General features: G+C 44.8%; 16 protein-coding genes. 10 read left to right on the top strand and 6 right to left on the bottom strand.

The window, feature by feature from the left end; translation table 11 throughout:
* The first annotated feature begins 36 nt into the window (after positions 1-36).
* Entirely contained in the window at positions 37-705 is a 669-nt protein-coding gene (gene can, locus AB4154_RS18475; RefSeq protein ID WP_017063246.1) for a carbonate dehydratase, read from the top strand.
* Positions 706-779: 74 nt separating this feature from the next.
* On the opposite strand, the gene hpt is transcribed toward can, so the two are convergent.
* Complete coding sequence (hpt, locus tag AB4154_RS18470) at positions 780-1,310, bottom strand: hypoxanthine phosphoribosyltransferase (protein WP_102319889.1); 531 nt, start codon at positions 1,308-1,310, stop codon at positions 780-782.
* A 336-nt stretch (positions 1,311-1,646) separates the two neighbouring features.
* Between hpt and AB4154_RS18465 the strand changes: the two genes are divergently transcribed.
* Entirely contained in the window at positions 1,647-2,252 is a 606-nt protein-coding gene (locus AB4154_RS18465; RefSeq protein ID WP_019824386.1) for a LuxR/HapR/OpaR family quorum-sensing transcriptional regulator, read from the top strand.
* Between the two features lie 203 nt (positions 2,253-2,455).
* On the opposite strand, the gene lpdA is transcribed toward AB4154_RS18465, so the two are convergent.
* The 5 genes from lpdA to ampD form a co-directional block, all read right to left on the bottom strand.
* The gene (gene lpdA, locus AB4154_RS18460) at positions 2,456-3,886 is read right to left on the bottom strand and encodes a dihydrolipoyl dehydrogenase (protein WP_017059440.1); all 1,431 of its coding nucleotides are present in this window, start codon (positions 3,884-3,886) and stop codon (positions 2,456-2,458) included.
* Positions 3,887-4,128: 242 nt separating this feature from the next.
* Entirely contained in the window at positions 4,129-6,051 is a 1,923-nt protein-coding gene (gene aceF / locus AB4154_RS18455; RefSeq protein ID WP_372123772.1) for a pyruvate dehydrogenase complex dihydrolipoyllysine-residue acetyltransferase, read from the bottom strand.
* Between the two features lie 26 nt (positions 6,052-6,077).
* A complete protein-coding gene (gene aceE / locus AB4154_RS18450; protein WP_017059442.1) occupies positions 6,078-8,741 on the bottom strand; it encodes a pyruvate dehydrogenase (acetyl-transferring), homodimeric type in 2,664 nt (887 codons plus the stop codon).
* A 62-nt stretch (positions 8,742-8,803) separates the two neighbouring features.
* A complete protein-coding gene (pdhR, locus tag AB4154_RS18445) occupies positions 8,804-9,565 on the bottom strand; it encodes a pyruvate dehydrogenase complex transcriptional repressor PdhR (protein WP_017059443.1) in 762 nt (253 codons plus the stop codon).
* A 483-nt stretch (positions 9,566-10,048) separates the two neighbouring features.
* Positions 10,049-10,648, bottom strand: coding sequence for a 1,6-anhydro-N-acetylmuramyl-L-alanine amidase AmpD (gene ampD / locus AB4154_RS18440; protein ID WP_017068879.1), 600 nt, complete (start codon positions 10,646-10,648; stop codon positions 10,049-10,051).
* A gap of 83 nt (positions 10,649-10,731) precedes the next feature.
* On the opposite strand from ampD, the gene nadC reads away from it, so the two are divergent.
* From nadC to yacG, 8 genes are all read left to right on the top strand, one after another.
* On the top strand, positions 10,732-11,622 hold the full coding sequence (gene nadC / locus AB4154_RS18435; protein ID WP_372056204.1) for a carboxylating nicotinate-nucleotide diphosphorylase: 891 nt from the start codon (positions 10,732-10,734) through the stop codon (positions 11,620-11,622).
* 252 nt (positions 11,623-11,874) lie between these two features.
* The gene (locus AB4154_RS18430) at positions 11,875-12,309 is read left to right on the top strand and encodes a pilin (protein ID WP_372123769.1); all 435 of its coding nucleotides are present in this window, start codon (positions 11,875-11,877) and stop codon (positions 12,307-12,309) included.
* On the top strand, positions 12,310-13,995 hold the full coding sequence (pilB, locus tag AB4154_RS18425) for a type IV-A pilus assembly ATPase PilB (protein WP_372123766.1): 1,686 nt from the start codon (positions 12,310-12,312) through the stop codon (positions 13,993-13,995). It begins immediately after the preceding gene.
* A gap of 15 nt (positions 13,996-14,010) precedes the next feature.
* Positions 14,011-15,240 carry a type II secretion system F family protein gene (locus AB4154_RS18420; RefSeq protein WP_372123763.1) on the top strand — a complete coding sequence of 410 codons (1,230 nt, stop codon included), beginning with the start codon at positions 14,011-14,013 and terminating at the stop codon, positions 15,238-15,240.
* Positions 15,241-15,307: 67 nt separating this feature from the next.
* Positions 15,308-16,177 (top strand): A24 family peptidase, encoded by an 870-nt coding sequence (locus AB4154_RS18415; protein WP_372123761.1) that lies wholly within the window; start codon positions 15,308-15,310, stop codon positions 16,175-16,177.
* Between the two features lie 2 nt (positions 16,178-16,179).
* A complete protein-coding gene (gene coaE, locus AB4154_RS18410) occupies positions 16,180-16,794 on the top strand; it encodes a dephospho-CoA kinase (protein WP_372123758.1) in 615 nt (204 codons plus the stop codon).
* A 26-nt stretch (positions 16,795-16,820) separates the two neighbouring features.
* Positions 16,821-17,561: a cell division protein ZapD gene (gene zapD, locus AB4154_RS18405; RefSeq protein ID WP_017063237.1), complete on the top strand. Its 741-nt coding sequence runs from the start codon at positions 16,821-16,823 to the stop codon at positions 17,559-17,561.
* A gap of 81 nt (positions 17,562-17,642) precedes the next feature.
* Positions 17,643-17,840 (top strand): DNA gyrase inhibitor YacG, encoded by a 198-nt coding sequence (yacG, locus tag AB4154_RS18400; protein WP_004735515.1) that lies wholly within the window; start codon positions 17,643-17,645, stop codon positions 17,838-17,840.
* The last annotated feature ends 18 nt before the right edge of the window (positions 17,841-17,858 follow it).

Below are 17,858 nucleotides of genomic sequence, written 5' to 3'. Positions count from 1 at the left end.
AGTTAAGCATCTTAATTGAGGGATGTAAGAAGCAAGATGCCAGAAATAAAACAGCTTTTTGAGAACAATTCCAAATGGTCTGAAGAAATTCGCTCTGAAAGACCTGAGTATTTTACAACGCTTGAAGAGGGTCAAAGCCCTGGTTTTCTATGGATAGGTTGTTCAGATAGCCGAGTTCCAGCCGAGCGCCTGACTGGCTTATATTCTGGAGAACTGTTTGTTCACCGAAACGTGGCCAACCAAGTGGTTCATACAGACCTAAACTGTCTATCTGTTGTTCAGTACGCAGTAGATGTGCTTAAAGTGAAACACATTATTGTCTGTGGTCACTACGGTTGTGGCGGTGTTAACGCGGCGATTGATAACCCGAAACTTGGTCTTATCAACAACTGGTTACTGCACATCCGTGACAATTACCTAAAATACCGCAAGCAAATCGAGGGGCTTCCTCGTGAACAATGGGGTGACAAGTTATGCGAAATTAACGTCGCAGAACAGGTTTATAACCTAGGTAACTCAACCATTATGCAAAATGCGTGGGAGCGTGGCCAAGACGTTGAAATCCATGGTGTGGTTTATGGTATTGGCGATGGCAAGCTACAGGACCTTGGCGTACGTTGCTCAAGTAACGATACTTTAGAGAACAGTCACTTAGATGCATTAAACAAGATCTTAACGACGCCTCTTCTTAGTCAACAAAGCTAACCCATTCCGTCATATATACAAAAAGCCCGCATCAAGCGGGCTTTTTAATGACTTCTAAACCACAAGCGTAATGATTACTCTTGAGGTACTACCTTACCGATGTACGGTAGGTGACGATATTTTTGTGCGTAGTCGATACCAACACCAACAACAAACTCGTCTGGGATCTCAAAACCAATCCACTTAGTATCTACCGTCACTTCACGACGAGAAGGCTTGTCTAGTAGCGTACAGATTTCGATAGACTTAGGACCACGAAGGCTCAGGATCTCTTTTACCTTAGTCAGTGTATTACCAGTATCGATAATATCTTCTACAAGCAGAACGTCTTTACCTTGGATGTCGTCATCTAGGTCTTTCAAAATACGAACATCACGTGAGCTTTCCATGCTGTTGCCGTAGCTAGACGCAGTCATGAAATCAACTTGGTGAGTTAAATCGATAGCACGAGCAAGATCCGCCATAAAGACAAACGATCCACGTAATAAGCCAACTAAAACCAGATCTTCACTGCCTTGGTAGTGTTCCGTGATCTGTTTGCCTAGTTCGTTCACTCGATCCTGAACTTCTTGCTCAGAGATCATGACTTCAACTGTATGCTTCATACTGCTCTCATTTTGTTTGGTGATTGCGACAAGTGTAGACAGTTATGCCATGGGTGCCGCTCAATTTGTGCGTAAGTCTAGCACTGCTCAAATACCCACACCACCTTATGGTTCCAATTTACTGTGAGATTATTAATGAAATGTGCGCTGGTGCCTTGTCTGATAGTCGCCTCCTTTCACATCAATGTGGATCACGCTTTATGTATCAAGTTTGATGTAACTGTCTATTAAATAAGCTCAAAGGATTGACCATTCGCATATGCACCATTACACTCATCTTGGCTTAAATAATAATAAAATCATTAATATAAAAATTTCGTTGGCAAGGAAAATAAAATGGACTCAATATCTAAGAGACCTAGAACTAGGCTTTCACCTTTAAAAAGAAAACTTCAATTGATGGAAATCGCTCTTGAGGTATTCTCTCGCCGCGGTATCGGTCGTGGTGGACACGCTGATATTGCAGACATCGCTCAGGTGTCTGTCGCAACTGTATTTAACTACTTCCCTACCCGTGAAGATCTGGTTGATGAAGTACTAAATCACGTTGTACGCCAATTCTCTAACTTCCTTTCAGACAATATCGATCTGGATATTCACGCAAAACAAAACCTACATAATATTGCGACTGAAATGGTGACGTTAGTGGCTCAAGATAGCCATTGGTTAAATGTGTGGTTCGAATGGAGCGCTTCGACTCGTGATGAAGTATGGCCGCTATTCGTAACAACGAACCGCACTAACCAAATGTTAGTACAAAACATGTTTAGCAAAGCGATTGAACGTGGCGAAGTTTGTGACGATCACGATCCTAAACATCTAGCCAATCTATTCCACGGCATTTGCTACTCGCTATTCATCCAAGCGAAACGTGTAGAAACGCCAGAAGAGCTTTCAAGCTTAACGGATAGCTACTTGAACATGCTGTGCATTTATAAATAGATTTGAAATTCGGTCTTCGAAAAAAACTTAGGGATTGGCGTATTGCGTCAATCCTTTTTTGTTTTTAGCACTCGCTCTTCGTATCCCGGAGCGCAGCGTACTCGCATCTCGGAGTGAAACGTTCCTGCGCCTTACTTCAGACATAAAAAAGCCGCTGACAAATCAGCGGCTTTTAAAAACATTAGCGAGTGACTAAGAAAGAATTACTTCTTCTTTTTCACTGCTTTTTTGTTTGGAAGGTCAGTGATTGAACCTTCGAATACTTCCGCAGCTAGACCAACAGACTCGTGTAGAGTTGGGTGAGCGTGGATAGTAAGTGCGATATCTTCTGCATCACAACCCATTTCGATCGCTAGGCCGATTTCGCCAAGAAGTTCACCACCGTTAGTACCAACAACAGCACCACCGATTACGCGATGAGTATCTTTATCGAAGATCATCTTAGTCACGCCGTCTGCACAGTCAGAAGCGATTGCACGACCAGAAGCAGCCCAAGGGAAAGTAGCAACTTCGTAATTGATGCCTTCAGCTTTCGCTTCTTTCTCAGTCTTACCTACCCAAGCAACTTCTGGCTCAGTGTACGCAATTGATGGGATTACTTTAGGGTCGAAGTAGTGCTTCTTACCAGAGATAACTTCAGCAGCTACGTGACCTTCATGCACACCTTTGTGAGCAAGCATTGGTTGACCAACAACATCACCGATCGCGTGGATGTGAGGAACGTTAGTACGCATTTGCTTATCAACATTGATGAAACCACGCTCATCAACTTCGATACCCGCTTTTTCAGCGTCGATAAGTGCACCGTTTGGAACACGACCGATAGCAACAAGAACAGCATCGTAGCGTTCAGCTTCAGCTGGTGCTTTTTTGCCTTCCATTGAAACGTAGATACCGTCTTCTTTTGCTTCAACAGCAGTCACTTTAGTTTCAAGCATTAGCTTGAACTTGTTCTTAATGCGCTTAGTGAAAACTTTAACGATGTCTTTATCCGCAGCAGGGATAACTTGATCGAACATCTCTACAACTTCAACTTTAGAACCTAGAGAGTGGTAAACCGTACCCATCTCAAGACCGATGATACCGCCGCCCATGATAAGCAGTTTTTCAGGTACTTCGTTTAGTTCTAGTGCATCCGTAGAATCCCAAATACGTGGGTCTTCATGTGGGATGAAAGGAAGTTTGATTGGGCGAGAACCCGCAGCAATGATTGCGTTGTCGAAGTTAACAGTTGTTGCTTCGCCTTCGCCTTCAACAAGAATGCTGTTAGGACCAGTGAACTTACCGAAACCGTTAACAACAGTAACGTTACGCATCTTAGCCATACCGCCAAGACCGCCAGTTAGTTGATCAACTACTTTTTCTTTCCAGATACGGATCTTGTTGATGTCCGTTTGTGGCTCGCCGAATACAACGCCGTGCTCTGCCATCGCTTTAGCTTCTTCGATTACTTTAGAAACGTGAAGAAGTGCTTTTGATGGAATACAACCAACGTTTAGACATACACCACCAAGAGTGCTGTAACGTTCAACTAGTACTGTTTCTAGACCTAAATCCGCACAACGGAATGCCGCTGAGTAACCAGCAGGACCTGAACCAAGTACAACAACTTGGGCTTTAATTTCTTTGCTCATTGTGACCTCTTGTAGTCATTATCCCTAACAGGCTGAGTAGATGTTCTTAAAATTATTGGGCTTTCAAACAGGAAACATTTTACAGAGATGTTAACAGTGTGAAAGTAGCTTTAAGTTAGCCTGTGAGCTAGACAACAATTCCCCATCAGATTATGAGAAATGCAGGAAACTGTTGTCTAAAAATAGTCTTTATATAAAGAATTAAGGTGACCCGAAAGTCACCTTAATAATTACTTTCTCAATTACAGTACTAGACGACGAATGTCAGATAGTGCGCTGTTTAGGAAAGTAATGAAGCGTGCACCTTCAGCACCATCGATCACACGGTGGTCGTATGATAGAGACAGTGGAAGCTGTAGACGTGGTTGGAACTCTTTACCATTCCAAACTGGCTTAATTTCAGACTTAGATACACCTAGGATACCTACTTCTGGAGCATTTACGATTGGAGTAAATGCAGTGCCGCCAATACCACCAAGGCTAGAGATTGTGAAACAACCGCCTTGCATGTCTGCCGCTGTTAGCTTACCAGAACGTGCTTTCTTAGAAACAGCCATTAGCTCTTCAGATAGCTCGTAAATGCCTTTCTTGTTCACGTCTTTGAAGACAGGAACAACTAGACCGTTTGGTGTATCAACAGCGATACCCACGTTTACGTACTTCTTAAGAATGATGCTTTCGCCATCTTCAGAAAGAGAAGAGTTAAACGCTGGGAATGCTTCTAGCGCTTTAGCAACAGCTTTCATGATGAACACAAGTGGAGTGATCTTCATGCCAGTGTCTTTCTTCGCTTCGATTGCGTTCTGTTCTTTACGGAATGCTTCTAGCTCAGTGATGTCTGCGTTGTCCCATTGTGTAACGTGAGGGATCATTACCCAGTTACGGTGCAGGTTAGCACCAGAGATCTTCTTAATCTTAGAAAGCTTCTGAACTTCAGTTTCGCCGAACTTGCTGAAGTCAACTTTTGGCCATGGTAGTAGACCAAGAGCAGAACCGTCGCCGCCTTTGCCAGATGCAGCTGCACCAGACTCAAGACGCTTAAGTGCATCTTTAACGTAAGACTGAACGTCTTCTTTAAGGATACGGCTCTTACGACCAGTACCTTTAACCTTAGAAAGGTTAACGCCAAATTCACGAGCTAGACGACGAACTACTGGAGAAGCGTGCGCGTAGTCACCGTTCTCTTGGAAGTCGCCAGCTGCTGCTGGAGCCGCTGCAGGTGCTTCTGCTTTAGGAGCAGGTGCCGCCGCTGGAGCTGCTGCTTGTGCAGGTGCTGCAACAGGAGCAGGCGCTGCGCCTTCAACCGGAGTGCCGGCCACGACGAAAGTCATGATTAGAGAGCCAGTTGACACTTTGTCGCCAGCTGCAATCTTGATCTCTTTTACTGTACCAGCGAATGGTGCAGGAACTTCCATTGAAGCTTTGTCGCCTTCAACAGTAATTAGAGATTGCTCTTCTTCTACTGTATCGCCAACCGCTACCATGATTTCAGTAACTTCTACTTCGTCACCGCCGATGTCAGGAACGTTTACTTCTTTCTCAGCAGATGCTGCTGGAGCCGCTGCAACTGGTGGTGCTGCCGCAGGAGCCGGAGCTTCTGCAGGTGATGAACCAGCTACTTCGAATACCATTACTAGAGAACCAGTAGAAACTGAATCACCAGAAGCGATCTTGATTTCTTTAACGATACCAGCGAATGGTGCAGGAACTTCCATTGAAGCCTTGTCGCCTTCAACAGTAAGAAGAGATTGCTCTTCTTCTACTGCGTCACCGATAGCAACCATAATTTCAGTTACTTCAACTTCATCACCGCCGATATCTGGTACGTGAACTTCTTTAAGCTCAGCTGCCGCTGCAGGAGCTGCAGCAACTGGTGCCGCCGCTTCAACTGCTGGCGCAGCCGGTGCTGCTGCAGCACCTTCCGCAGGAGAGCCTGCCTCTTCAAAGATCATGATAAGAGAACCAGTAGAAACAGAATCGCCTTCCGCTACTTTGATTTCTTTAACGATACCCGCTTGAGACGCAGGAACTTCCATTGAAGCTTTGTCGCCTTCAACAGTGATCAGTGACTGCTCTTCTTCAACCTTGTCGCCAACGTTTACAAGAATCTCAGTTACTTCAACCTCGTCAGCACCGATGTCTGGTACATTAATTTCGATTGTCATTGTATTTACCTACCTTAATGCCAGTCTTATGCGTATTGCGGGTTAGTTTTTTCAGTGTCGATATCGAATTTAGCAATTGCTTCAACAACTACAGATTTCTCGATGTCACCACGTTTAGCCAGTTCAGTTAGAGCTGCAACTACGATGTAGCCAGCGTTAACTTCGAAGTGACGACGTAGGTTTGCACGGCTGTCAGAACGGCCGAAACCATCTGTACCAAGTACTTTGTAAGACTCAGTTGGCATGTACGCACGTACTTGCTCAGCGTAGTTCTTCATGTAGTCAGTCACTGCGATTGCAGGTTCTTTACCAAGAACAGTCGTGATGTACGGTACTTTCTCTTCAGCTTCTGGGTGAAGCATGTTGTCACGCTCTACCGCTTGGCCGTCACGAGTTAGTTCGTTGAACGACGTTACAGAGAATACGTCAGATGCTACGCCGTACTCTTCGCTTAGAATTTCAGCTGCTTTACGCGCTTCGTTCATGATAGTACCAGAGCTCATTAGTTGAACTTTACCCTTAGCACCAGCGTGAGATTCAAGCTTGTAGATACCTTTACGGATGCCTTCTTCAGCGCCTTCTGGCATTGCTGGCATTGCGTAGTTCTCGTTCATTACTGTTAGGTAGTAGTAAACGTTCTCTTGCTCAGGACCGTACATGCGACGGATACCGTCTTGCATGATTACCGCTAGCTCGTAAGCAAACGTTGGGTCGTAAGAGATACAGTTCGGGATAGTGTTCGCTTGGATGTGCGAGTGACCATCTTCGTGCTGTAGACCTTCACCGTTCAGTGTTGTACGACCTGCAGTAGCACCTAGTAGGAAGCCACGAGCTTGTTGGTCGCCTGCTAGCCATGCCATGTCACCAATACGTTGGAAACCGAACATTGAGTAGTAGATGTAGAACGGGATCATCGGTAGATCGTTTGTGCTGTATGAAGTTGCAGCAGCAACCCATGAAGCCATAGAACCTAGTTCGTTGATACCTTCTTGAAGAACTTGACCAGACGTTGCTTCTTTGTAGTAAGAAACGATGCCTTTATCTTCAGGTGTGTATTCTTGACCGTGTGGGTTGTAGATACCAACCTGACGGAATAGACCTTCCATACCAAATGTACGAGCTTCATCACAGATGATAGGAACGATGTTCTTACCAATGTTCTTATCTTTAAGAAGGATGTTTAGCGTACGTACATAAGCCATAGTTGTAGAGATATCACGCTTCTGTTCACCTAGTAGAGGTGCGAATGCGTCTAGCTCAGGAACCTTGAACTCTTGAGTAAACTTAGGAAGACGTGCAGGTGTGTAACCGTGTAGAGCGTTACGACGAGCGTGCATGTATTCGTACTCAGGCGTACCTTCTTCCAGTTTCAGGTAAGGAAGTTCAGCGATCTTCTCATCTGAAAGGATGTCTTCTAGGCCTAGGCGATCACGTAGGTGTTGAACATGAGTCATGTCCATTTTCTTAACACCGTGTGCAATGTTCTTACCTTCAGCTGCATCACCCATGCCGTAACCTTTAACAGTCTTAGCTAGGATTACAGTTGGCTTGCCGTTTGTCTCTTTTGCATTGTTGAATGCAGCAAACAGTTTAGAAGAATCGTGACCACCACGCTTAAGAGCGAAGATTTCGTCATCAGTCATGTCTGCAACTAGTGCAGCTGTTTCTGGGTACTTACCAAAGAAGTGCTCACGTACGTATGCGCCATCTTTAGATTTGAATGTTTGGTAGTCACCATCGATAGTTTCATTCATTAGTTGAAGAAGCTTACCAGTAGTGTCTTTAGCTAGTAGAGAATCCCAGTTGCTACCCCAGATAACTTTAACAACGTTCCAACCTGCGCCTTTGAATAGGCCTTCAAGTTCTTGGATGATGCTACCGTTACCCATTACAGGGCCGTCTAGACGCTGTAGGTTACAGTTGATTAGGAAACATAGGTTGTCTAGCTTCTCACGCGCAGCGAAAGAGATAGCACCACGTGATTCTGGCTCATCCATCTCACCGTCACCTAGGAACGCGTATACGCGTTGCGCTGAAGTTTCTTTCAGGCCACGGCCGTCAAGGTACTTAAGGAAGCGCGCTTGGTAGATAGCAGAGATAGGGCCAAGACCCATAGATACTGTCGGGAACTGCCAGAACTCAGGCATCAGTTTCGGGTGCGGGTAAGAAGGGATACCTTTACCATCAACTTCTTGACGGAAGTTATCTAGCTGTTCTTCAGTTAGACGACCTTCAACGAATGCACGAGAGTAGATACCTGGAGAGATGTGACCTTGGTAGTAAACTAGATCGCCACCGTCTGTCTCGTTTGGAGCACGGAAGAAGTGGTTGAAACATACTTCGTAGAACGCTGCTGCTGACTGGTAAGAAGCCATGTGACCACCAAGGTCTAGGTCTTTCTTAGAAGCACGCAATACGATCATGATTGCGTTCCAGCGAATAATCGAACGAATACGACGCTCAAGAGTTACGTCACCAGGGTAAGCTGGCTCTTGTGCTGCTGGAATTGTGTTGATGTAGTTTGTGTTGATGCCTGTAGCCATATCAACACCATCTAAACGCGCTTTATCTAGAACTTGTTCTAGTAAAAACTGTGCACGTTCTACACCTTCTTCACGTACTACTGACTCAAGAGCTTCTAACCAATCTTGAGTTTCCAGAGCATCAACGTCATGCTTCATGTCAGACATGGCGATCTATCCTTTTTGTTAGTTGGATTCTACTAAACACGTAAAAAGCCGAAGTATTACGGCTATTTACCCTGTTGAATTCGACGTAGAGAACGTTCGCGGCGCGATTCTTCCTTCGTCAAATCCAGCAATGTTTCTTCGATGTAAGCTAAATGAGAGTGTGACATTTCACGCGCCTGTTCTGGCTGTCCTGAAACGATCGCATCCACAATATTAGCTCGATGTATACTCACTTTCTCCACAACGTCTTTACGACGATGCAACAGCTTTAAATTTTCTAAGACGTTTTGTTCGAGTAACGGAGCCAAGCTACGAACAATGTGCAATAACACCACATTGTGCGCTGCCTCTGTTAAAGCAATAAGAAAAGCCATCACCGCTGCAGATTCGGCTTCAATATCACCCTTTTCTTGCGCGCCGTGAATTTTTTCTTGGCAGGCTTGAATACGAGCAAAGTCTTCATCGGTTCCACGCAATGCCGCGAAGTAAGCCGAAATCCCTTCCATCGCATGACGCGATTCCAACAAGTCTAGTTGGGTTTCAGAATGGGACGACAACAAATTAAGCAAAGGATCTGAAAAGCTTTTCCAGATATTTTCGCTAACAAACGTACCTCCACCTTGACGGCGAGTAAGCAAGCGTTTTGCTTCTAAACGTTGTATCGCTTCTCGGATCGAAGGACGAGACACATCGAACTGTTTCGCCAGTTCGCGCTCAGGCGGCAGCTGCTGCCCTGGAGCCAGTGTTCCTTCCACTATCAACCTTTCTAACTCTTGTTCGATAACATCGGAGAGTTTTGGCTGACGAATCCTTTGATAAGCCATAGTTTGTTGTTCTTCTTTTTCTTCGCTGACAATTGGTAATACCAATTTTAAGTTGGGCAGAAATTAACATAATTAAAACGCCACTGTCCAGCCTAAAATTGACCTGCATCATAGAATACAGCATGAATTAACCATGATTTAACAAATGGAATTTAAAACAGCAACCAAATTGGTCTTACCATTTACAGGGGCAATACTTTTGGGGAGTGTTCGTGCTAGAAAGTTTCAGGATAAAAATGAATTGTTTCAGAAAGATTAGCGTCACTCGTTTAAAAATCGAACCAAGCGCACATTTAGGGTGGAAATTCTGTTCATAAGTTTTAATAAATGAGTGTTTGATAAGCTCGTCACACTCTCGATTTATTGATGCTCCCCGTCCGACCACTTCCTTTACAAAAGCACAACAAAAATTCACAAACAATTATGCTCATCGTTGATTATCTAGAGCCCTTCAATGAGCAGAGTCTTGTTGTGAATTCGGATTTAGAAACTCAGTTGGCCTTGATATTTCTTCCAATCAAAAACCAAACCGGGGTCAGTCTTTCGTAGCGGAGCGATGTATTGATGGCCAGTGATACGCTGACGCGTAATCTGCGGGAAGTTCGACACCAATGTCTCCGTTAATTGAGCCAAAGATTGGTATTGCTGCTCGGTATAAGCAACAAAGTCACTGCCTTCCAGTTCAATGCCAATAGAGTAGTCATTACATCTTTCACGGCCAGCGAAGCTCGATTGACCCGCATGCCAAGCTCGGTCTAAGAAAGAAACGAACTGCACCACTTCCCCATCACGACGAATCAAGCAATGCGCCGAAACGCCCATTTGGTGAATCACCTTAAAAAACGGATGTTCGACAGGGTCGAGTTTTCCCGTAAAAAACTGTTCAATGTAAGGCCCACCAAATTGACCCGGAGGCAAGCTAATGTTGTGAACCACCAGCAGAGAGATATCGTCGGCACTAGGCCTTGCATCAAAATACGGGGAAGGAACATGCCGAGCGTTGTCGTACCATCCGTTGGAGCTGATCGTCATCTTGGTCTCACTTTCTTTTCTGCTAGCACAATAAGATGTGACCTTGCCCATAGAGCAGTCGCGCTAGCCTCTTTAATTTGAAGTTAAGCAAGAGTATCATTCCATTCCCACTCCCTTTCAAGATTAGATTTGCGATGAAAAACACACATAACAGCCACCAACGCCTTGACTACTTAAAAGAGCAACTGCCTCTAGAGATCACTCGTGCAGTAGCCGAGACTATCAAAGAAGACCTAGGTGGCACGTTAGATCCAGCGGCTGATATTACGGCAAGTCTAATCCCTGCAGACGCAATCAACAGTGCAACCATTATTACCCGTGAGCACGGCGTGTTCTGCGGTAAAGCTTGGGCTGATGAAGTGTTTAAGCAACTTGGCGGTGAAGTGACTATCGAGTGGAATGTAGAAGATGGCGACAAGGTTGAACCAAACCAAACACTTTGTACCTTAACAGGTCCAGCACGCGCGCTATTAACGGGTGAGCGCAACGCAATGAACTTCATTCAAACGCTATCTGGTTGTGCGACTACGACGGCTACCTACGCGGACAAAATCAAACACACAGAGTGCCGCCTGTTAGATACTCGTAAAACGATACCTGGCCTGCGCAGCGCACTAAAATACGCAGTCGCTTGTGGCGGCGGTTTCAACCACCGTATTGGGGTTTTCGATGCTTACCTAATCAAAGAAAACCACATCATCGCTTGTGGTGGCATTGAGAAGGCTATCTCTACTGCAAAAGAGCTGAACCCAGGAAAGCCAGTAGAAGTGGAAACCGAAAGCCTAGAAGAGCTAGAGCAAGCGATCAGCGCTGGCGCAGACATCATCATGCTAGATAACTTCACCACAGACATGATGCGTGAAGCGGTTAAAATCAATGCGGGCCGCGCTGCATTAGAAAACTCAGGTAACGTCACATTAGACACTATCGCAGAGTTCGCTGAAACAGGCGTTGATTACATCTCGGTAGGCGCATTAACTAAGCACCTAAAAGCAATGGACCTATCAATGAGATTCAAAGCGTAATTGACTGAATAATAAATAATTTCCGTAAAGGCACTGTTGATAACGGTGCCTTTTTATTGCCTGAATTATCAATATTTCAAGCAGTTATTTAAGTTGATCGCATAATTTTGCGCGCTATATGAAACACTACACCAATAAATACCAAACCACTCGCGACCACACCTGAACACCATTCCACAACCCCATATCAACTTCTATTCTTTCCATCAACCAGTGCCTGCACTGAAACAAACTAAAGAATGGAATTAGACAATGAATAACAAGAACAAAAGAACGAACCAAAAAGGCTTTACGCTGATTGAATTGATGATTGTAGTGGCGATTATTGGTGTGTTATCTGCGATTGCAGTGCCTGCGTATAAAGATTATGTATCTAAGAGTGAAGCATCATCTGCCCTTGCAACTTTAAAGTCTCTGCAAACACCAGCAGAGCTTACTTTCCAAGAAGAAGGCGAACTTAGTACTGCTCTTTCAACTTTAGGTATATCTGCTGGTTCAAATACCCTCGGTACGTTAAGAGTTTCAGCGCAAGGCTCGACAGGAGCAAACCCTACATCACCAGCAATTGAGTTTAAATTTGTTGGAGGTTCATTGGATCAACAAACCCTCACACTATCACGAGATGCAGCAACAGGTTGGGCATGTGCAAAATCTGCGAATATCCCAGAATTAGATGGCTGCTCATAAGTGCTAACCAACCTCCCGACCGTTCTTCGTCAGGCTGACTTGCTTAGCCTGACTCAAGAACAAGCTGTTGCGGAACATATACAAGCTTCAGGTGTTTCTACACCTGAAGCTTTGCTCGTTCTGGATTTCTTCAGCGGCGATTCCTTAGCAAACAACATTAAAACCATCTTCGGCTTACCGTTAGTACAACTTGCCAATGTTGATTATGAAATCTTATGTGACCAATTAGGGCTTCGTGAACTGATAACCAAGTATCGTGCTCTCCCGATTTCAGTCTCTAGCTCGACTCTCACGCTCGCCTCTGCTGACCCTACCGACTTGCAAGCGGAAGATGACTTTCGATTTGCGACCGGATTACAGATTGAATTGGTTGTCGCCAACTACTCAGAACTAGAAGGCGCAATACGAAAGCTGTATGGCCGTTCGATTTCCGGGCAAGACTCCAAACGCAAAGAGATCACTCAAGATGAACTCGCCAATCTTGTTGAGGTGTCTGACGACGAGATAGCGTCGATTGAAGATCTCAGCCAAGACGACTCCCCTGTCAGCCGCTTTATCAATCAGATACTGGTTGATGCGGTTCGTAAGGGTGCATCAGATATCCACTTCGAGCCTTATGAAGAGCACTACCGAGTACGCCTGCGTTGTGATGGTATCCTTGTTGAAATACAGCAACCCGCCTCTCACTTAAGTCGTCGTCTATCAGCTCGCTTAAAGATCCTCGCCAAGCTTGATATCGCTGAACGCCGCTTGCCTCAAGACGGTCGTATTAAACTGCGTCTAAATGACGACTTAGCGATTGATATGCGTGTATCAACGCTGCCGACCTTGTGGGGTGAAAAGATCGTTCTTCGACTGCTTGATAGTAGTGCGGCCAATCTAGATATCGATAAGTTAGGTTACACCGAAGATCAAAAAGCACTCTACCTCGATGCCCTGAAACGCCCACAAGGTATGATCTTAATGACAGGACCTACCGGCAGCGGAAAAACCGTATCTCTTTATACTGGGCTTCGAGTACTGAATACCACTGAACGCAATATCTCTACGGCGGAGGACCCCGTCGAGATTAACCTGTGTGGCATCAATCAAGTACAAGTAACACCTAAGATCGGCTTTGGATTTGCGGAAGCACTGAGGTCGTTTTTACGACAAGATCCCGATGTGGTCATGGTCGGTGAGATCCGAGATTTAGAAACTGCAGAGATCGCGATCAAAGCATCGCAAACCGGTCACTTGGTGCTTTCTACACTGCACACCAACTCCGCAGCTGAAACCGTAACTCGACTCGCTCACATGGGTATTGAACCTTTTAATCTTGCTTCGTCCTTAAGTTTGATTATTGCTCAGCGTCTTGCAAGACGCTTATGTAACCACTGCAAAGCTACGGACGACTCACCAGATATTTATCTGCGTCATTCAATCCCAAATAGCCAAACCATCTACAAAGCCAACACTCAAGGCTGTAATGAGTGCAATCAAGGGTACTCTGGTCGCGTTGGTATCTACGAAGTGATGCCATTTACCGACAAACTTAAAAACAGCCTAATTAACAAACCCAATGCGTTAGCGATTGAAGATCTCGCTCGCCGAGAAGGCATGCGAACACTGCAAGAATCTGGTTTAGACAAACTGCTTGAAGGCACCACCAGCTATCAAGAGCTACAACGTGTTCTGTACATATAATTCAATGGAGCACCAATGAGCAATAAGTCCAAGCAATCACAATTAAAAAGCTATCATTGGAAAGGCATTAATAGCTCAGGCAAGAAAGTGTCTGGGCAAACCTTAGCGCTCACCGAATTGGAAGTACGACAAAAGCTCAAAGAACAGCATATTCAGATTAAGAAAATCAAAAAGAAAAGTATTTCAGCCGTCACTCGTTTAACCCATAGAGTCAAAGCCAAAGACATCACAATTTTAACTCGGCAACTTGCGACGATGCTGGCTACTGGTGTGCCTATCGTACAAGCGATAAAGTTGGTATCAGACAATCACCGTAAAGCAGAAATGAAATCAATTTTATCGCACATCTGCAAAGGTGTAGAAGCCGGAACTCCGATCTCAAAAGCGATGCGAACCGCAAGCCGTCACTTTGATGATCTCTACACCGACTTAGTCGCGACGGGCGAACTTTCCGGTAATCTAGCGCAAGTATTCGAACGCTTGGCAACTTATCGAGAAAAGAGTGAACAGTTAAAGTCTAAGGTTATAAAAGCACTGATCTACCCAGCGATGGTGGTCATTGTTGCACTAACTGTCTCCTACCTAATGCTAACCATGGTAATCCCCGAATTTGAATCTATGTTTTCAGGCTTTGGTGCAGACTTACCTTGGTTTACTCAGCAGGTACTCCACCTTTCCCATTGGATGCAGGCTTACAGTTTTTATACGGCTGTAGGCATCGGGCTTGTTGTTCTGATTATTTACCAACTATGCCAGCGCTCCCACTCGTTCAGACTGTCTGTCAGTCGGCTAGGATTGCGTTTCCCTGTTCTCGGTGGCGTATTAGCGAAAGCCTCAATAGCCAAATTCAGCCGAACCTTATCAACAAGCTTTAGTTCCGGTATTCCTATTTTAATGAGCCTAAAAACCACAGCCAAAACCGCAGGCAACCTACATTATGAATCAGCAATCATTGAGGTTCACCGAGAAACCGCAGCAGGCATGCCTATGTATATCGCGATGCGCAATACCAATGCCTTCCCTGAAATGGTGTTGCAGATGGTGATGATTGGTGAAGAGTCGGGCAACCTTGATGATATGCTCAATAAAGTCGCTTCCATTTACGAGTTTGAAGTAGACAACACAGTCGACAATTTAGGCAAAATTTTAGAACCATTGATCATCGTATTTTTGGGAACGGTTGTTGGCGGGCTTGTGGTTGCGATGTACTTACCGATCTTTAATCTTATGAGTGTGTTAGGATAGCCAAAAGCAACTTAACACCCATGAGTAGCAAACTTCTGCTCATATAGATCAAGTGGTAAAGGACACTATGGAAGTATTTCACTACTATCCTTGGCTATTCCCCGTATTAGCTTTCATTTTTAGCCTTCTTATCGGCAGCTTCCTCAATGTAGTCATACACCGCTTACCGATTATGATGGAGCGAGAGTGGCAACAAGAGTGCTCGGAGTATTTCTCTCAATATAAAATCCCAGCACCTGAAGGGAAATTTAACCTAAGCATTCCACGTTCGACTTGCCCGAAATGTGAAACCCAATTAAGAATCATCGACAATATCCCAGTATTGAGCTGGTTGTTCTTAAAGGGCAAATGTCACAGTTGTGCGAATCCAATCAGCGCTCGCTACCCTTTGGTCGAACTGCTTACCGCAATACTTTGCACAATGGTTGCTAGCCACTTTGGTTTCAGTTACTACGCCATTGCTTCGATTTTTTTCACCTTCGCACTGATTACCGCGACCTTTATCGATCTCGATACCATGTTGTTACCTGATCAAATCACCTTGCCTTTGGTATGGTCCGGTATCGCTTTAGCACTATTTAATATCAGCCCTGTATCGCTGCAAGATTCTGTGATTGGCGTAATGGCTGGCTACCTCGCTTTATGGTCTGTTTATTGGCTGTTCAAATTGCTAACAGGTAAAGAAGGCATGGGTTACGGTGACTTCAAACTCCTAGCTGCACTTGGTGCATGGCTTGGTTGGCAACACCTACCGATGATCATCCTTTTATCTTCGCTGGTCGGCCTTGTGTTTGGTTTAATTCAACTTCGCCTGAAACAGCAAGGCATCGATAAAGCCTTTCCATTTGGCCCTTACCTTGCAATTGCGGGTTGGGTAAGCTTGATGTGGGGTAACGACATCATGGGTTGGTATTTCACTTCTGTACTAGGAATTTAACCATGGCAATCATTATCGGATTAAGCGGCGGTATCGCCAGTGGCAAAACCACGGTCGCTAACCTGTTCAATGAGCATTTTAATATTGATATTGTTGATGCTGATATCGTGGCACGTGAAGTGGTTGCGCTGGGCAGTGACGGTTTAAAACAGATTACAGAACACTTTGGTGAGTCTATCTTGCTTGAAGATGGAACTCTCAACCGAAGTCGACTGCGTGAGCTGATCTTCTCTGATCCTAAAGAGAAGCAGTGGCTCAATGATCTTCTTCATCCCATGATCCGTGACAAAATTGACAGTGACCTGTCTAAAATCACATCCCCGTATGGTTTATTAGTTGCACCGCTATTGGTGGAAAACCAAATGCAAGGCATGACCGATCGCGTATTAATTGTTGATGTGCCAGCAGAAGTTCAAATAGAACGTACGATGAGTCGTGACAATGTTTCTAGGGAACAAGTTGCATCAATTTTAAAATCACAGGCTTCAAGAGAACAACGCTTAGCAGTTGCAGATGACGTGATTAAAAACCATACTAAAAACCAAGAACTTTTGCCTCAAATCACAGATTTACATCAAAAGTATCTGGCAATCAGTGCTGTAGATGGGTCAGAATAGAACAATGTTGAATGAAGGTTTGCTCGATGATCACCCATAAATTTGAACATCCTCTAAATGAGAAAACACGCATCTACTTAAGAGTCGAATCACTCTTGAGGCAGCTACACTTGTCTTCTACATTTTCTGATGCTCAACAGTATCAACTCTTTTTCCGTTCCATCTTTGATCTGATTGAAATCTTCGAACAGATCCAACTCAAGAGCGAACTCGCAAAAGATATTGAGAAGCAACGTGTAACCTACAAAAGTTGGTTGGATGTTGAAGGTGTCGATCAAGAGATGCTGACATCACTACTTAATGACATTGGTAACATCTATCGTGATCTGATGCAGGCAGAGCGTTTTGGCCAGTCACTTAAAGAAGACCGCTTCCTAAGTGCAATTCGCCAACGCTTTAATCTTCCAGGTGGTTCATGCTGCTTTGATCTGCCCGCACTGCATTATTGGCTGCACCTTCCTCTCGATAAGAGAATGCGAGATGCCAAAGCTTGGATGGATAGCCTACAGCCTCTGTATGAAGCGCTAACACTGTGGTTGAAGCTCACCAGAGAGACGGGTCACTTCAAAGAGCAAATCGCTCGTGCTGGCTTCTTCCAGAGCGATGCCGATGAAGCGAATATCCTTCGTCTTTCTATTCCGATGCAATACGGTGCCTACCCGATGATCTCCGGTCACAAGAACCGCTTTGCTGTTAAGTTCATGAGCTTTGAAACTGGGCAAGCCTGTACTCAAGACATCGAATTTGAATTGGCAATCTGCACCTAATTAATTTCCTTTTATAGTTTGGCTTGAGTCCTCACTCGAGCCTAAACTCACTATTATTACACCTTCAAATTAAGAATCACTATGTCGAAGAAAATCACCATCGTTAAATGCCCTCAATGTAATGCTGACGTTGAATGGGGCGAACAAAGCCCGCACCGCCCGTTTTGCAGCAAGCAATGTCAGATGATTGATTTCGGTGAATGGGCAGACGAAGAGAACAGCATCGCTGGCGCACCAGATATGTCAGATAGCGATGGTTGGTCGGAAGATCCGCACTAAGCGAGTAGCGAGTAGCGA

The sequence above is a fragment of the Vibrio sp. 10N.286.51.B11 genome (assembly GCF_041469245.1).
Taxonomy (GTDB): domain Bacteria; phylum Pseudomonadota; class Gammaproteobacteria; order Enterobacterales; family Vibrionaceae; genus Vibrio; species Vibrio crassostreae_C.
Note: the sequence above shows the minus strand (reverse complement) of the source record. Positions and strands in the feature narration are given on the sequence as shown.

Excerpts from the sequence above, each read along its gene's own strand:
- coaE (WP_372123758.1), top strand. The coding sequence starts at position 16,180 with ATGGCAATCATTATCGGATTAAGCGGCGGTATCGCCAGTGGCAAAACC.
- aceE (WP_017059442.1), bottom strand. The coding sequence starts at position 8,741 with ATGTCTGACATGAAGCATGACGTTGATGCTCTGGAAACTCAAGATTGG.
- AB4154_RS18415 (WP_372123761.1), top strand. The coding sequence starts at position 15,308 with ATGGAAGTATTTCACTACTATCCTTGGCTATTCCCCGTATTAGCTTTC.
- AB4154_RS18465 (WP_019824386.1), top strand. The coding sequence starts at position 1,647 with ATGGACTCAATATCTAAGAGACCTAGAACTAGGCTTTCACCTTTAAAA.
- AB4154_RS18430 (WP_372123769.1), top strand. The coding sequence starts at position 11,875 with ATGAATAACAAGAACAAAAGAACGAACCAAAAAGGCTTTACGCTGATT.
- lpdA (WP_017059440.1), bottom strand. The coding sequence starts at position 3,886 with ATGAGCAAAGAAATTAAAGCCCAAGTTGTTGTACTTGGTTCAGGTCCT.
- can (WP_017063246.1), top strand. The coding sequence starts at position 37 with ATGCCAGAAATAAAACAGCTTTTTGAGAACAATTCCAAATGGTCTGAA.
- nadC (WP_372056204.1), top strand. The coding sequence starts at position 10,732 with ATGAAAAACACACATAACAGCCACCAACGCCTTGACTACTTAAAAGAG.
- zapD (WP_017063237.1), top strand. The coding sequence starts at position 16,821 with ATGATCACCCATAAATTTGAACATCCTCTAAATGAGAAAACACGCATC.
- pdhR (WP_017059443.1), bottom strand. The coding sequence starts at position 9,565 with ATGGCTTATCAAAGGATTCGTCAGCCAAAACTCTCCGATGTTATCGAA.
- aceF (WP_372123772.1), bottom strand. The coding sequence starts at position 6,051 with ATGACAATCGAAATTAATGTACCAGACATCGGTGCTGACGAGGTTGAA.
- AB4154_RS18420 (WP_372123763.1), top strand. The coding sequence starts at position 14,011 with ATGAGCAATAAGTCCAAGCAATCACAATTAAAAAGCTATCATTGGAAA.
- yacG (WP_004735515.1), top strand. The coding sequence starts at position 17,643 with ATGTCGAAGAAAATCACCATCGTTAAATGCCCTCAATGTAATGCTGAC.
- ampD (WP_017068879.1), bottom strand. The coding sequence starts at position 10,648 with ATGGGCAAGGTCACATCTTATTGTGCTAGCAGAAAAGAAAGTGAGACC.
- hpt (WP_102319889.1), bottom strand. The coding sequence starts at position 1,310 with ATGAAGCATACAGTTGAAGTCATGATCTCTGAGCAAGAAGTTCAGGAT.